Source organism: Pseudomonas sp. P65(2024) (genome assembly GCF_057480955.1).
The window spans coordinates 26,003-39,659 of sequence record NZ_JBLIYX010000019.1 but is presented as its reverse complement, the minus strand read 5'-3'; the positions used below and the strand labels follow the sequence as shown (position 1 = coordinate 39,659).

Genomic DNA, 13,657 nt, shown 5'->3' with positions numbered 1-13,657 from the left:
CGCCTTGCCCCGCCACCTGCGAGGGTGGTCGATGAGCGCACCTGTTTTCGTTCGCGGCGCCATCGCCGCCTGCCTCGCCATCGCCAGCCCCTTGCTATGGGCCGGCAGCCTACCGGTCCCGCCTGACGCCAAGGTGGTCGACCAGCGCCCAGCGGTGGAACAGGAGCGGGTCTACCCCCTGGGGCCGCTGCGCAAGATCAGCGGTCGCCTGCGGGTCGACGACAAGGTCGAGAGCCGTGGCCAGGTCAGTTCCGTGACCTACGAATTGCCGGTCGAGCGCAGCGCCCGCGAAGCCTTCACCAGCGCCCGCGAGGCCCTGCAGCAGGAGGGCGGCTATCCGTTGTTCTGGTGCCAGGGCCGCGATTGCGGCGAAGCCAGCCTGTGGGCCAACGACGTGTTCGCCAATGCCCGGCTCAATGGCGGTGACGAGCAGCAGGCGTTCATCCTGCTGCGCCGTTCCGCCGAGGAAGCCGACACCTTGGTGGCGCTGTACAGCGTGACCCGCGGCAACCGCCGCGCCTACCTGCATGTCGAGGAGTTCGTCGCCGGCAGCCCGCTGGGCGAGCTGCTGCCCACCGCCGCCACGGTGCTGCGCGAACTGCGCGACACCGGCAAGCTCGACTACCCTGATCTGGCCGAGCCCCAGGCCACCTGGGCAACGTTGCTGGCGCGCAGCCTGAACCTCGACAGCACCCTGCGCGTCAGCCTCAGCGGCAAGGGCGCCGAGGCCTGGCGCGAGCAACTGGTCAAGGCCGGGGTGCGCAGCGCCCGGCTCGAGGTTGGCGACGCCCCGACCGAAGGCCTGCACCTGGAACTGATCCGTTGAGTGAGCGCCACCATGGCCAACAATGACCGCCTGTTGATCCAGATCCTGCTGCTGACCCTGCTGGGCGCCGCGCTGTGGGTGATGGCGCCGTTCATCTCGGCGCTGCTGTGGGGCGCCATCCTGGCGTTTGCCAGCTGGCCGCTGATGCGCCTGCTGACCCGCGTGCTCGGTGGGCGCGAAACCCTCGCCGCGAGCCTGCTGACCACGGTGTGGATTCTGCTGGTGGCGCTGCCGCTGGTGTGGCTGGGTTTCAACCTGGCCGACCATGTGCGCGATGCCACCGCGTTCATTCGCGACGTGCAGGTCGATGGCCTGCCGGACGCGCCCGCCTGGGTGGCGGGCATTCCGTTCGTGGGCGAACGCCTGGTGAGCTGGTGGGAGTCGTTCGACCAGCAGGGCGCGGCCTTGCTGGCCTCGGCCAAGCCGTATCTGGGCCAGGTCGGCAACTGGTTGCTGGCGCGCAGCGCGCAGATCGGCGGCGGGGTGCTGGAGCTGACCCTGAGCTTGGTGTTCGTGTTCTTCTTCTACCGCGACGGGCCGCGCCTGGCGGCCTTCGTCCACCGCCTGCTGCAACGGCTGGTGGGTGATCGCGCCGAGTACTACGTCGACCTGGTGGCCGGCACCGTGCAGCGGGTGGTCAATGGCGTGATCGGTACCGCCGCGGCCCAGGCCCTGCTGGCGCTGATCGGCTTCCTGATCGCCGGTGTGCCGGGGGCGATCGTGCTTGGCCTGGTGACCTTCATGCTCAGCCTGATCCCCATGGGCCCGCCGCTGGCCTGGATCCCCGCCACTGCTTGGCTGGTGTCCAAAGGCGACTATGGCATGGCGGTGTTCCTCGGCATCTGGGGCACCTTCGTCATCAGTGGCGTGGACAACGTGCTCAAACCGTACCTGATCAGCCGGGGCGGCAACCTGCCGCTGGTGATCGTGCTGCTGGGGGTGTTCGGTGGCCTGATCGCGTTCGGCTTCATCGGCCTGTTCATCGGGCCGACCCTGCTGGCGGTGGGGTACAGCCTGCTGCTGGACTGGAGCCGCAATTCCGCGCAGCACACGCCGCAACGTTGATCTTTCGGGCCTCTTCGCGGGTAAAGCCGCGAAGAGGCCCGTGCAGCGATCCGGTGGACCTGATCTTTACGCTTTCTTTATGCCCTGACCCCACCCCCGATCTCGCCCCTTTACGCCCCTCCCTCGGACAATTTCCCCAAAGCGGCCTTCACGCCGCAACCAGGGGAGATTCACTCATGTACATGCTTGACGGACTGTCACTGCTTCTGGCGGTGGCGTTGGCGGTTTACCTGCTGGTGGCGCTGCTGCGCGCCGACCGCGGCTAAGGGGCGACCATGCACAGTTACGATTACCTGCTGCTGCTGGCGTTCTTCGCCATCGTGCTGCTGCCGGCGCCCTGGCTCGGGCGTTTCTACTACAAGGTGATGGAAGGCCAGCGCACCTGGCTGTCGCCGCTCCTCGGTCCAGTGGAGCGGGGCTGCTACCGCGTGGCCGGCGTGCGTGCAGACCAGGAGCAGAGCTGGAAGCAGTACACCCTGGCCCTGCTGGCCTTCAACCTGGTCGGTTTCTTGATGGTGTTCGGCGTCCTGCAACTGCAGGGCAGCCTGCCGCTCAACCCGCAGCACCTGCCGGGCCAGGAATGGTCGCTGGCGTTCAACACCGCGGTCAGCTTCATGACCAACACCAACTGGCAGGCCTACAGCGGTGAAGCCTCGGTCAGCTACCTGAGCCAGATGATCGGCCTGACCGTGCAGAACTTCGTCAGCGCCGCCACCGGCCTTGCCGTGCTGGTCGCCTTGTGCAGGGGTATCGCCCGGCGCTCGGCCAGCACCCTGGGCAACTTCTGGGTCGACCTGACCCGCGCCACCCTCTACGGCCTGCTGCCGCTGTGCCTGGTGCTGGCGCTGCTGCTGGTCTGGCAGGGCGTGCCGCAGACCTTTGCCGACTACGTCCACGCCGTGACCCTGCAAGGCACCGACCAGACCATCCCGCTGGGCCCGGCCGCCAGCCAGATCGCCATCAAGCAACTGGGCACCAACGGCGGCGGCTTCTTCGGCGTCAACTCGGCGCACCCGTTCGAGAACCCGACGGCCTGGAGCAACCTGTTCGAGGTGGCTTCGATCATCCTGATCCCGGTGGCCCTGGTGTTCACCTTCGGCCATTACGTCAAGGACCTGCGCCAGAGCCGCGCGATCATCGCCTGCATGCTGGCGCTGTTCCTGATCGGCGGCAGCACCGCGCTGTGGTCGGAGCATCAGCCCAACCCGGCCCTGGAAAGCGCCCAGGTTCAGCAGAGCGCGCCACTGGAAGGCAAGGAGAGCCGCTTCGGTACCACCGGTTCCGTGCTGTGGACGGTGACCACCACCTCCGCCTCCAACGGCTCGGTCAACGCCATGCACGACAGCCTCAACCCGATTACCGGCATGGTGGCGATGGTCAACATGATGCTTGGCGAAGTGATCTTCGGCGGCGTCGGCGCCGGCCTCTACGGCATGCTGCTGTTCGTGTTGATCGCGGTGTTCCTGGCCGGCCTGATGATCGGCCGCACCCCGGAGTACCTGGGCAAGAAGCTGCAGGCCCGTGAAGTGCAACTGCTGGTGGCGAGCCTGCTGGTGATGCCGGTGGGCGTGCTGATCCTCGGTGCCATCGCCGCCAGCCTGCCCGGGCCGGCCGGCGCGGTGACCAACCCCGGCGCCCACGGTTTCAGCCAGCTGTTGTACGCCTACACCTCCGGCGCTGCCAACAACGGTTCGGCCTTCGCCGGTTTCGGCGCCAACACGGTGTACCACAACGTGATGATCGGCTTGGCCATGCTGATCGGTCGCTTCGGCTACATCCTGCCGGTGTTGGCCCTGGCCGGCGGCCTGGCGGCGAAGAAGAGCGCGCCGCAAGGCCTCAACAGCTTCCCCACCCACGGCCCGCTGTTCACCACGCTGCTGCTGGTGACCATCCTTTTGGTCGGCGGCCTGACCTTCCTGCCGGCCCTGGCCCTGGGGCCGATTGCCGAACACCTGAGCCTGGGTTTCTGAGGAATACACAATGAACATGCCCATTCCCGAAGTGAAGGCGCATCAAGGCGCCAAGGACCAGACCCGCTTCAGCGCGTTGTGGCGCCCGGCCCTGGTCCAGGCTTTCGTCAAGCTTGATCCGCGCCAGCTCAAGCGCGCCCCGGTGATGCTGGTGGTGGCCCTCACCGCCGTGCTCACCACCGTGTTGTGCTTGGTGCCCGGCAGCGGCGTGAGCACCGGCGTGGCGGTGCAGATCGCCGTCTGGCTGTGGTTCACCGTGCTGTTCGCCAACTTTGCCGAAGCCCTCGCCGAAGGCCGTGGCAAGGCCCGCGCCGACAGCCTCAAGGCCGGCAGCCAGGGCCTGACCGCCAAGCGCCGCAAGAGCGACGGCAGTTTCGAGAGTGTCGCCGCCACCCAGCTTCGCAAGGACGATGTGGTGCGCGTCGTGGCCGGCGAGATGATCCCCGGCGACGGCGAGGTGCTCGAAGGCATCGCCGCGGTCAACGAGTCGGCGATCACTGGCGAGTCCGCCCCGGTGATCCGCGAGTCCGGCGGCGACCGCTCGGCGGTCACCGGCAACACCCGCCTGGTCTCCGACTGGCTGCTGATCCGCATCACCAGCAACCCGGGTGAGTCGACCCTGGACCGTATGATCGCCCTGGTCGAAGGCGCGAAACGCCAGAAAACCCCCAACGAGATCGCCCTGGACATCTTGCTGATCGGCCTGACCCTGATCTTCCTGATCGTGGTGGTTACCTTGCAGCCGTTCGCCCGTTTCGCCGGCGGCGAGCTGCCGCTGATCTTCCTCGCCGCGCTGCTGGTGACCTTGATCCCCACCACCATCGGCGGCCTGCTGTCGGCCATCGGCATCGCCGGCATGGACCGCCTGGTGCGCCTGAACGTGATCGCCCGCTCCGGTCGGGCGGTGGAGGCAGCTGGCGACGTGCACACCTTGATGCTCGACAAGACTGGCACCATCACCTTCGGCAACCGTCGTTGCAGCGCGCTGCACGCCGCCTCCGGGGTGACCGCCAAGGAGTTGGGGGAGGGCGCCTTGCTCGCTTCGCTGGCCGACGACACGGCCGAAGGCAAGTCGATCGTCGAGTACCTGCGTCAACTGCACGATTTCGACGAGCCCTCGAGCACGCAATATGAAGCCATCGCTTTCAGCGCCGAGACCCGGCTGTCGGGCATCGATTTCCAGCAGCGCCGCTACCGCAAGGGCGCCGTCGACGCGGTGCTGGCCTTCTGTGGTCTGCAACGCCTGGAGCTGCCCGCCGCCCTGGCCCGTGAAGTGGAGCGCATCGCCCAGAGCGGCGGCACGCCGCTGCTGGTGTGTGTCGACACGCACCTGCTCGGCGTGATCCACCTCAAGGACGTGGTCAAGCCCGGTATCCGCGAGCGTTTCGCCGAACTGCGCAAGCTCGGTATCCGCACCGTGATGGTCACCGGCGACAACCCGCTGACCGCCGCCGCCATCGCCGCCGAGGCCGGCGTGGACGACGTGCTCGCCGAAGCTACCCCCGAGAAGAAGCTGGCGCGCATCCGCCAGGAGCAGAACGACGGACGCCTGGTGGCCATGTGCGGCGACGGCGCCAACGACGCCCCGGCCCTGGCCCAGGCCGACGTGGGCATGGCCATGAACGACGGCACCCAGGCTGCCCGCGAGGCGGCCAACATGGTCGACCTGGACAGCGACCCGACCAAGCTGCTGGACGTGGTGCAGGTGGGCAAGGAACTGCTGGTCACCCGCGGCGCGCTGACCACCTTCTCCATCGCCAACGATGTGGCCAAGTACTTCGCCATTCTGCCGGCGCTGTTCGCCGCCATCTACCCGCAGCTGGGCGTGCTCAACCTGATGCACCTGGCCAGCCCGCAGAGCGCGATCCTCTCGGCCATCGTGTTCAACGCGCTGATCATCATCGTGCTGATCCCCCTGGCGCTGCGCGGGGTGCGGGTGCAGGCCGCCAGCGCCGCCCACCTGCTGCGGCGCAACCTGCTGATCTACGGCGTGGGCGGCATCATCGTGCCGTTCGCCGGGATCAAGCTGATCGACATGCTGCTCACTGCACTGCACTTGGTTTGAGGAGAGACTGACATGACCGCCTATGTACGCCCGGCCCTGAGCCTGATCCTGCTGATGACCGTGGTCACCGGCGCGCTGTATCCCCTGGCGGTGACCGGCATCGCCCAGGTCGCCTTCCCTGACCAGGCCAATGGCAGCCTGGTGCGCGATGATCGGGGCGAGGTGCGCGGTTCGGCGTTGATCGCCCAGGAATTCAAGGGTGACGCCTGGTTCCAGTCGCGGCCTTCGGCGGGGGCCTATGCCACCGTGGCCAGCGGCGCCAGCAACCTGGCGCCGAGCAACCCGGCGCTGGCCGAGCGCGTGAAGACTGATGCCGCCGCGCAGTACCAGGTGCAACAGGGGCCGGTGCCGCAGGCGCTGCTGACCACCTCGGGCAGCGGGCTGGACCCGCACCTGCCGCCCGAGGCGGTCGCCTACCAGCTGCCGCGTGTGGCGGCGGCGCGGCAGGTGCCGGTGGAACGCTTGCAAGCGTTGGTGAATGAGGCCACCCTGCGTCCACTGGTCGGGCCGCCCGTGGTCAATGTGCTGGCGCTGAACCAGGCGCTTGAGCGCCTGGCGCCTGTGGCCGTGCACTGACCCTTGTAGGAGCGGCCTTGTGTCGCGAAAGGGCTGCGCAGCGGCCCCCAGGGTTCAAGTGTTTATACAAAGATCGCCGGGGCCGCTTTGCGGCCCTTTCGCGACACAAGGCCGCTCCCACAGTGACCGTGAACAAGCAAAGGATAAAACATGAGTGACTCCGCCCGCGCCGACGCGCTGTTGGCGGGCCTGCCCCGGGAAGGTCGGGGCAGGCTCAAGGTATTTCTCGGCGCCGCGCCCGGGGTCGGCAAGACCTTTTCAATGCTGCAGGCCGCCCACGCCCAGCAACGCCAGGGCGTGCGCGTGGTGGCCGGGGTGGTCGAGACCCACGGCCGCGCCGAGACCGAGGCCCTGCTCGGGGGCCTGACCCAGCAACCGCTGCTGCGCAGCGAGTACCGTGGCGTGATGCTCGAGGAAATGGACCTCGACGGCCTGCTCAAGGCCGCGCCCCCCTTGGTGCTGGTCGACGAACTGGCCCACACCAACGCCCCCGGCAGCCGCCACGCCAAGCGCTGGCAGGACGTGCAGGAACTGCTCGCCGCCGGCATCGACGTGTACACCACGGTCAACGTCCAGCACCTGGAAAGCCTCAACGACAAGGTCCGCGACATTACCGGCGTGCAGGTGCGCGAGACCCTGCCCGACTGGGTGCTGCAGGAGGCCTTCGAACTGGTGTTGATCGACTTGCCGCCGCGCGAGCTGCTCGAGCGTCTGCGCGAGGGCAAGGTCTACGTCCCCGAGCAGGCGCGGGCAGCCATCGAGGCCTATTTCTCCCAGACCAACCTCACCGCCCTGCGCGAGCTGGCCATGCAGACTGCCGCCGCCCAGGTCGATGCGGACCTGGCCAGCGGCTACCGCCAGCGTGGCCAGGAAGCACCGGCCCTGCGCGGTCGCCTGCTGGTGGGCATTGACGGCGACGACCAGGCCGAGCGCCTGGTGCGTCATGCCTGTCGCGTGGCCCAGCGTCGCCATCTGCCGTGGAGCGTGGTCCATGTCGACAATGGCCGACTGCGTGACGAGACCGCCCGCCATCGCTTGCAGGCCGCCCAGCAACTGGCCGAGCGCCTGGGCGGTGAAGTCGTGCTGCTGCGCGCCGGCGAGGTGGCCCGTACGCTGATCCAGCACGCCGACGAGCGCCGCGCCAGCCTGGTGCTGGTGGGCCAGTCCCGCGATCTGCTGCGTCGGCGCTTCTTCGGCGCCGGTGTCGCCGCGCGCCTGTTGCGCGAGAGCCACGGCCTGGAGATCAACGTGCTCGACCGCGACACCCAGCCGCAACCGGCGCGCGCGGCGGTCAAACGCGTGTGGGTATGGCGCCACTACCTGCTGGCGCTGTTCGCCACGATGCTGGCCACCGGCCTGGCCTGGGCCGTGTCGAGCCTGCTGGCGCTGCCCAACATCTCCCTGGTGTTCCTCGCCGCCGTGCTGTTGGTGGCGGTGCGCAGCAGCCTGGGTCCGGCGTTGGCCTGCGCGGCGTTGTCGTTCCTGACCTACGACTTCCTGTTCATCCCGCCGAACTTCTCCTTCGCCATCCAGCGTGAGGAGGACGTGCTGACCCTGGTGTTCTTCCTGCTGATGGCCGCGCTCACCGGCAACCTGGCCGCTCGCCAGCGTCGCCAACTGCAGGCCTTGCGCGAGACCCAGGCGCAGACCAACCAGTTGCTCGACCTGTCGCGCCGCCTGACCGTGGCCACCGACCGCCAGGCCGTGTTCAGCGCCGCCGGCCAGCATATGGATGGCTGGCAGGACGTGCAGGTGTGCCTGCTTGAACGCAGCGCCGATGGCTTGTTGCAGGTCGCCAGTGGCGACAACCATGCCTTCACCGACAACGAACGCGCCGCCGCCGAGTGGGCCTGGCAGCATGGCCAGGCTGCAGGCTTTGGCAGCGACACCTTGCCTCACGGGCGTTGGTGGTGGTGGCCGTTGGCCGTGGAAGAGCAACCCCTGGCGCTGCTCGGCATTCGCCCCCGCGATGGCGAGCCGCTGAGCGCCCAGCGCCGCCGCCTGCTGAAGGCCCTGGCGCAACCCCTGGCCCAGGCCCTGGCCCGCGCACGCCTTGGCGAGCAACTGGAAGCCGCGCGCCTGCACGGTGAAACCGAGCAACTGCGCAGCGCCTTGCTCGCCTCGGTCTCCCACGACCTGCGCACCCCGCTGACGTCCATGCGCGGCAGCATCGACAGCCTGCTGGCCCTGGGCGACGCGATTCCCCCGGACGATCGCCGCGAACTGCTCGAAGGCACCCGCAACGAAGCCGAGCGCCTGGACCGCTATATCCAGAACCTGCTGGACATGACCCGCCTGGGCCACGGCACCCTCAAGCTGGCCCGCGACTGGGTGGCCCCGGCCGACATCGTCGGCAGTGCCCTCAATCGCCTGCGCGTGGTGCTGGCGCCCTTGCGCGTGCACACCGAAGTACCGCCCGAGCTGCCGCTGTTGTTCGTGCATGCGGCGCTGATCGAGCAGGCGCTGATCAACGTGCTGGAGAACGCCGCCCGTTTTTCCCCGCCGCAGGGCCGCCTGGCGCTGCAGGTTTCGGTGCGTGACGAGCAGCTGTGCTTCGCGGTGGCCGACGAAGGTCCCGGCATCCCCCAGGACGAGCGCGAGAAGATCTTCGACATGTTCTACACCGCCGCCCGTGGCGACCGCGGCGGGCAGGGCACCGGCCTGGGCCTGGCGATCTGCCAGGGCATGATCGGCGCCCATGGTGGCCGCATCCTGGTCGATGATGGCATCGATGGCCACGGCACCTGCATCACTCTATGCTTGCCGCTGCCGACCCAACCCGATACTGAAAGTGAAGCCCCATGAGCCAAGCCGCCACTCTGCTGGTCATCGACGACGAGCCACAGATCCGCAAGTTCCTGCGCATCAGCCTGGCGTCCCAGGGCTACAAGGTGCTCGAAGCCGCCACCGGCGGCGAGGGCCTGGCCCAGGCCGCGCTGAACAAGCCCGACCTGGTGGTGCTCGACCTGGGCCTGCCGGACATGGACGGCCAGCAGGTACTGCGCGAGCTGCGCGAGTGGAGCGCGGTACCGGTGATGGTGCTGTCGGTGCGCGCCAGCGAAGTGCAGAAGGTCGATGCGTTGGATGGCGGGGCCAACGACTACGTGACCAAGCCGTTCGGCATCCAGGAGTTCCTCGCCCGGGTGCGGGCACTGCTGCGCCAGGCGCCGCAGGTAGGCAACGGGCCGTCGGCGGCGAGCTTCGGGGCGCTGGTGGTGGACTTCGCCTTTCGCAAGGTGACCCTGGACGGCGTCGAGGTGGCGTTGACGCGCAAGGAGTACGCGTTGTTGGCGCAGTTGGCCGGGCACCCGGGACGGGTGATCACCCAGCAGCAGTTGTTGAAAGACATCTGGGGGCCGACCCATGTGGACGATACCCACTACCTGCGCATCGTGGTAGGGCACCTGCGGCAGAAACTGGGGGATGACCCCACGGCGCCGCGGTTCATCGTCACCGAGGCGGGGGTGGGGTATCGATTGGTCACGCCGGCCCAGTAGGGGCGGGCTTTATATACCCAGCTCCAGTGCCAGAAGCTCCTGCACGGTCTGGCGCCGGCGGATCATGCGCAAGTTGCCCTGTTCGATCAGAAATTCAGGCAGCAGGGGGCGACTGTTGTAGTTCGACGACATCGAAGCCCCGTAAGCCCCGGCATCGTGGATCACCAGCAGGTCACCCACTTTGGCCTGGGGCAGTTGCTGTGGCGTCAGTTCCTCATCGTTCTGGGTGAATACATCCCCCGACTCGCACAGCGGCCCGGCCACCACGGTCGGTTGCAGCGGACGGCTCACCGGTCGGCCCACCGCATCGAACAGGCTCATGCGGTGGTAGGCGCCGTACATCGCCGGGCGCATCAGGTCGTTGAAACCGGCATCGACCAGGATGTAGTGCCGGTCACCCATCTGCTTGACGGCGCGTACCTCGGCCACCAGGCAACCCGACTCCGCCACCAGGAAGCGGCCCGGTTCGATCTCCATGCGCACGGGGTGGCCGAGCATGGTTTCGATCTCCGCCCGCGCCACCGCCCAGGTCCGGGCGTAGCGCTGCAGGTCCACCGGTTGGTCGTCGGTGCGGTACGGCGTGGACAACCCGCCGCCGATGGAGAAGGCCTCGATGTCCATGCCCAGCTTGCCGACCAGCCCGACCATGGCACCGGCTACCTGTTCCAGGTGTTCGTAGTCCACCCCCGAGCCGATGTGCATGTGCACGCCCACCAGGTGCAATCCGTACTGTTTCACGCAGGCCAGCGCCTCGGGCAACTGCTCGTGCCAGATACCGTGCTTGCTGTTCTCGCCGCCGGTGTTGGTCTTGCGGCTGTGGCCGTGGCCGAACCCCGGGTTGATGCGCAGCCATACCCGGTGCCCGCAGGCGTGCTCGCCCAGCTGGCGGAGCATGTCGATGGAACCGGCGTTCACCTCGATCTTTGTCTCGACCACTCGAGCCAGGGTGGGCTGGTCGAGCACGTCGCAGGTCAGCACCACGCCGGCCGGCTCGCCGTCCACTGTCGCCCCGGCCGCGAACGCCCGCTCCATTTCGCCCAGCGACACGGCATCGAGCACCAGGCCACGTTCGCGCATCAGGCGCAGGACGTGCAGGTTGGGGTTGGCCTTCTGCGCGAAGCGGACCGTGTCGAAGTGCTGCTGCAACTGATCGATGCGCTGGTGGATGGTCTGGGCGTCGTAGGCCCACAGTGGGGAGCCGTGCTGGCGGACGGCCTGGGCCAGGAGGGTGGTGGTCATGGGGTGTTCCTTGTAATGGATGCACCGATCTTGAGTCAGTTGATAGATCCAGAAAAATAGCTATTTATGCTGGCTCGATTCATATTTGATATGTATGCGTCAATCTCACGGGTCTTGGCATCACCATGAAACTCACCATCCGCCACATCGAAGTGTTCCGCGCCATCATGGCCGCCGGCAGCGTCACCGGCGCCGCCCGCCTGCTGTTCACCTCGCAACCCACTGTCAGCCGTGAGCTGGCGCGCATGGAGCAGGTCACCGGTTTGAACCTGTTCGAGCGCGAAGGCGGGCGCCTGACGCCCACGGCCCAGGCCTTGCTACTGATCGAGGAGGTCGAGCGCGCCTTCGTCGGCCTGGAGCGCATCGACCGCTTCGCCCAGGCCATCCGCAACTTCGAGCAGGGCCGGCTGGCCATCACCTGCCTGCCACTGTTCTCGCAGACTCTGCTGCCCAAGGCCTGCAAGGCGTTCCACCAGCAACACCCGGGGGTCAGCGTGAGCATTACCGCGCAGGAGTCGCCGTTGCTGGAAGAATCATTGGTCGCCCAACAGCACGACCTCGGCTTGACCGAAACCGCGCAGGTGCCCAGGGGCGCGGTCGGGGAACTGCTATTCAGCGCCGACATGGTCTGCGTGTTGCCCGAGCATCATCCGTTGCTCGCCAAGCCACTGCTTGAGTTGCACGACTTCCATGAGGTCGACTTCATCAACCTGGCCAGCCTGGACAGCTATCGGCAACAGCTGGACCGCCACTTCCGCGAGGCTGGAGTAAACAGGCGCACGGTGATCGAAACCACCAGCGCCGCCTCGGTATGCGCCATGGTCCGGCAAGGGCTGGGCGTGGCGATCATCAACCCGCTGAGCGGGTTGGAGGCAGGGCAGGGTGGGCTGCCCATGCGCCGTTTGAGTCTCTCGGTACCGTATCAGGTAATGCTGATCCGACCAGAGCTGCGCCCGGCGTCGGCGGTGCTGGAGCCGTTCTGCCAGGCGCTTCGGCTGCAGGCCGGGGAGATGGAGCGGGCATTGGCAAAGGGCGCTTGAGCACGCCGTGTCACCTGTTGGAACGATTCGGAACGTGGCGCAGTCAACCCTTTCGACAGTGTTCAAACGAGGACTCGCCATGAGTACCCTGACAATCGAAGGCTGGTGCAAAAGTGACGGCGACCGCCGATCTTCCCCGGTGGGTGATATCCACTTCGACATCCAGGGCCCGACCCACACGGCGCTGGAGCAGGCCGAGGAGCGTCTACAGCAGAGCCATGAGCCCGAAGCGATGGTTGATGTCGACATGGACACGCTGAACCTGGTCTTGCCCGAAGGCTACGGCCCGCTGGCCGACTGCCGCCTGCGCGTCTACCTGAGCAACGACGAACGTGGCCAGTTTCACTTGGTCGGGCATCGGGCCAGCGATGGCAGCCTGATCTACACCAACGCGGTGCTGATTGCGCAATTGAGCTGAGCCTCAGCCGCGCTCCAGCTGTGCGGCCACCTCACTGGCCAGCGCCAGGAAGGCCCGCGCCGCCGCCGTCTGGTAGACACCCCTGCGCTGCATGAGCACGGCCGTGCGTTGCAGGCGCAAGGGGTCGAGGGCGATGGCGGCCAGGTCGTCATGCGCCAGGACGATGTTGGCCGGGAGCAGTGTCGACAGCGTTGTCCTGCGCACCACTTCGATGACCGCGCCGATGGCGTTGGCCTCCATCATTACCTGCGGGCGGATACCATGCCGCCTGCAGTAGCGCTCGATCTGCTCACGGGTGGCAAACTCGGCACTGAGCAGGATCATCGATTCGTCATTCAGCGCCTGTGGTCCGATAGCACTTGCCTGGGCTAGCGGGTGTTGGCTGCCGACCACCAGCGCCAGGGTCTCGACCAGTAAGGGGGAGGTGTCGATGTCCTGGGCATGGCGTTCATCGAAGGCGATACCGACATCCAGTTCGTCCAACTGCAGCATCTGTTCCATACGCTCCTGGGCGATTTCGCTCAGGTTCAGGGTGATGTTGGGGTACCGGCCATGAAAGGCCTCGACCAGGGGACCGACCAGGTAGCTGGTAAAGGTGGGCGTCACCGCCACCCGCAATGAGCCTCGGCTGAGGTCGCCCACGTCATGGATCGCGCGCCTGGCCTCCTGCAGTTCCTGCGACGCCCGTTTCGCATAGCGCAGGTAAACCTCGCCGGCATCGGTCAGCCGCGTGGTGCGCCCCGAGCGATCGAACAACTGCGCGCCCAGGCTTTCCTCCAGTTGCCTGACCTGCTGCGAAAGCGCGGGCTGGGAGACGTGCAGGGCTGCCGCCGCCCGAGTGAAACTGTGGTGTTGCGCGACCGCGAGGAAGTACTGGATATGCCGGGCGAGCATGCTTCTCTCCATAAGATAATCTGATGATATTCATCATAAATGAGACTTTTACCTTATGTAACGTACC

Annotated in this window: 12 protein-coding genes; 10 read left to right on the top strand and 2 right to left on the bottom strand. The window is 67.2% G+C overall.

The genetic code is table 11. The annotated features are described in order from the left end of the window. Positions 1-31: 31 nt before the first annotated feature. The 8 genes from AC25MA_RS21785 (at position 32) to AC25MA_RS21750 (ending at position 9,999) form a co-directional block, all read left to right on the top strand. Positions 32-826: a DUF4892 domain-containing protein gene (locus AC25MA_RS21785; protein WP_028690483.1), complete on the top strand. Its 795-nt coding sequence runs from the start codon at positions 32-34 to the stop codon at positions 824-826. Positions 827-838: 12 nt separating this feature from the next. Beyond that, positions 839-1,891, top strand: coding sequence for an AI-2E family transporter (locus tag AC25MA_RS21780; protein WP_028690484.1), 1,053 nt, complete (start codon positions 839-841; stop codon positions 1,889-1,891). 176 nt (positions 1,892-2,067) lie between these two features. Next, complete coding sequence (gene kdpF, locus AC25MA_RS21775; RefSeq protein ID WP_011534724.1) at positions 2,068-2,157, top strand: K(+)-transporting ATPase subunit F; 90 nt, start codon at positions 2,068-2,070, stop codon at positions 2,155-2,157. A gap of 9 nt (positions 2,158-2,166) precedes the next feature. After that, a complete protein-coding gene (kdpA, locus tag AC25MA_RS21770) occupies positions 2,167-3,861 on the top strand; it encodes a potassium-transporting ATPase subunit KdpA (RefSeq protein WP_062363689.1) in 1,695 nt (564 codons plus the stop codon). 10 nt (positions 3,862-3,871) lie between these two features. Further along, positions 3,872-5,926 (top strand): potassium-transporting ATPase subunit KdpB, encoded by a 2,055-nt coding sequence (gene kdpB, locus AC25MA_RS21765; protein WP_028690486.1) that lies wholly within the window; start codon positions 3,872-3,874, stop codon positions 5,924-5,926. A 12-nt stretch (positions 5,927-5,938) separates the two neighbouring features. After that, the gene (kdpC, locus tag AC25MA_RS21760) at positions 5,939-6,502 is read left to right on the top strand and encodes a potassium-transporting ATPase subunit KdpC (RefSeq protein ID WP_069016226.1); all 564 of its coding nucleotides are present in this window, start codon (positions 5,939-5,941) and stop codon (positions 6,500-6,502) included. A gap of 150 nt (positions 6,503-6,652) precedes the next feature. Then, complete coding sequence (locus AC25MA_RS21755) at positions 6,653-9,307, top strand: DUF4118 domain-containing protein (RefSeq protein ID WP_280092762.1); 2,655 nt, start codon at positions 6,653-6,655, stop codon at positions 9,305-9,307. Continuing rightward, positions 9,304-9,999, top strand: coding sequence for a response regulator (locus AC25MA_RS21750; protein ID WP_062363681.1), 696 nt, complete (start codon positions 9,304-9,306; stop codon positions 9,997-9,999). The genes AC25MA_RS21755 and AC25MA_RS21750 overlap by 4 nt, the downstream gene beginning before the upstream one ends. A 9-nt stretch (positions 10,000-10,008) precedes the next feature. Here the strand turns inward: AC25MA_RS21750 and lysA are convergent, their stop codons facing one another. After that, positions 10,009-11,238: a diaminopimelate decarboxylase gene (gene lysA / locus AC25MA_RS21745; RefSeq protein ID WP_069016228.1), complete on the bottom strand. Its 1,230-nt coding sequence runs from the start codon at positions 11,236-11,238 to the stop codon at positions 10,009-10,011. 125 nt (positions 11,239-11,363) lie between these two features. Between lysA and AC25MA_RS21740 the strand changes: the two genes are divergently transcribed. Together AC25MA_RS21740 and AC25MA_RS21735 are read left to right on the top strand one after the other, a co-directional pair. Then, positions 11,364-12,278, top strand: a complete 915-nt coding sequence (locus AC25MA_RS21740) for a LysR family transcriptional regulator (protein ID WP_236248530.1) — start codon at positions 11,364-11,366, stop codon at positions 12,276-12,278. Positions 12,279-12,357: 79 nt separating this feature from the next. Then, a complete protein-coding gene (locus tag AC25MA_RS21735) occupies positions 12,358-12,696 on the top strand; it encodes a hypothetical protein (RefSeq protein WP_062363673.1) in 339 nt (112 codons plus the stop codon). 3 nt (positions 12,697-12,699) lie between these two features. Here the strand turns inward: AC25MA_RS21735 and cynR are convergent, their stop codons facing one another. After that, on the bottom strand, positions 12,700-13,590 hold the full coding sequence (cynR, locus tag AC25MA_RS21730; RefSeq protein ID WP_486972379.1) for a transcriptional regulator CynR: 891 nt from the start codon (positions 13,588-13,590) through the stop codon (positions 12,700-12,702). Positions 13,591-13,657 lie beyond the last annotated feature (67 nt).

What these genes read in the sequence shown, in the direction of transcription:
- AC25MA_RS21785 (WP_028690483.1), top strand. Translation starts at nt 32, where the DNA reads ATGAGCGCACCTGTTTTCGTTCGCGGCGCCATCGCCGCCTGCCTCGCC.
- AC25MA_RS21780 (WP_028690484.1), top strand. Translation starts at nt 839, where the DNA reads ATGGCCAACAATGACCGCCTGTTGATCCAGATCCTGCTGCTGACCCTG.
- kdpF (WP_011534724.1), top strand. Translation starts at nt 2,068, where the DNA reads ATGTACATGCTTGACGGACTGTCACTGCTTCTGGCGGTGGCGTTGGCG.
- kdpA (WP_062363689.1), top strand. Translation starts at nt 2,167, where the DNA reads ATGCACAGTTACGATTACCTGCTGCTGCTGGCGTTCTTCGCCATCGTG.
- kdpB (WP_028690486.1), top strand. Translation starts at nt 3,872, where the DNA reads ATGAACATGCCCATTCCCGAAGTGAAGGCGCATCAAGGCGCCAAGGAC.
- kdpC (WP_069016226.1), top strand. Translation starts at nt 5,939, where the DNA reads ATGACCGCCTATGTACGCCCGGCCCTGAGCCTGATCCTGCTGATGACC.
- AC25MA_RS21755 (WP_280092762.1), top strand. Translation starts at nt 6,653, where the DNA reads ATGAGTGACTCCGCCCGCGCCGACGCGCTGTTGGCGGGCCTGCCCCGG.
- AC25MA_RS21750 (WP_062363681.1), top strand. Translation starts at nt 9,304, where the DNA reads ATGAGCCAAGCCGCCACTCTGCTGGTCATCGACGACGAGCCACAGATC.
- lysA (WP_069016228.1), bottom strand. Translation starts at nt 11,238, where the DNA reads ATGACCACCACCCTCCTGGCCCAGGCCGTCCGCCAGCACGGCTCCCCA.
- AC25MA_RS21740 (WP_236248530.1), top strand. Translation starts at nt 11,364, where the DNA reads ATGAAACTCACCATCCGCCACATCGAAGTGTTCCGCGCCATCATGGCC.
- AC25MA_RS21735 (WP_062363673.1), top strand. Translation starts at nt 12,358, where the DNA reads ATGAGTACCCTGACAATCGAAGGCTGGTGCAAAAGTGACGGCGACCGC.
- cynR (WP_486972379.1), bottom strand. Translation starts at nt 13,590, where the DNA reads ATGCTCGCCCGGCATATCCAGTACTTCCTCGCGGTCGCGCAACACCAC.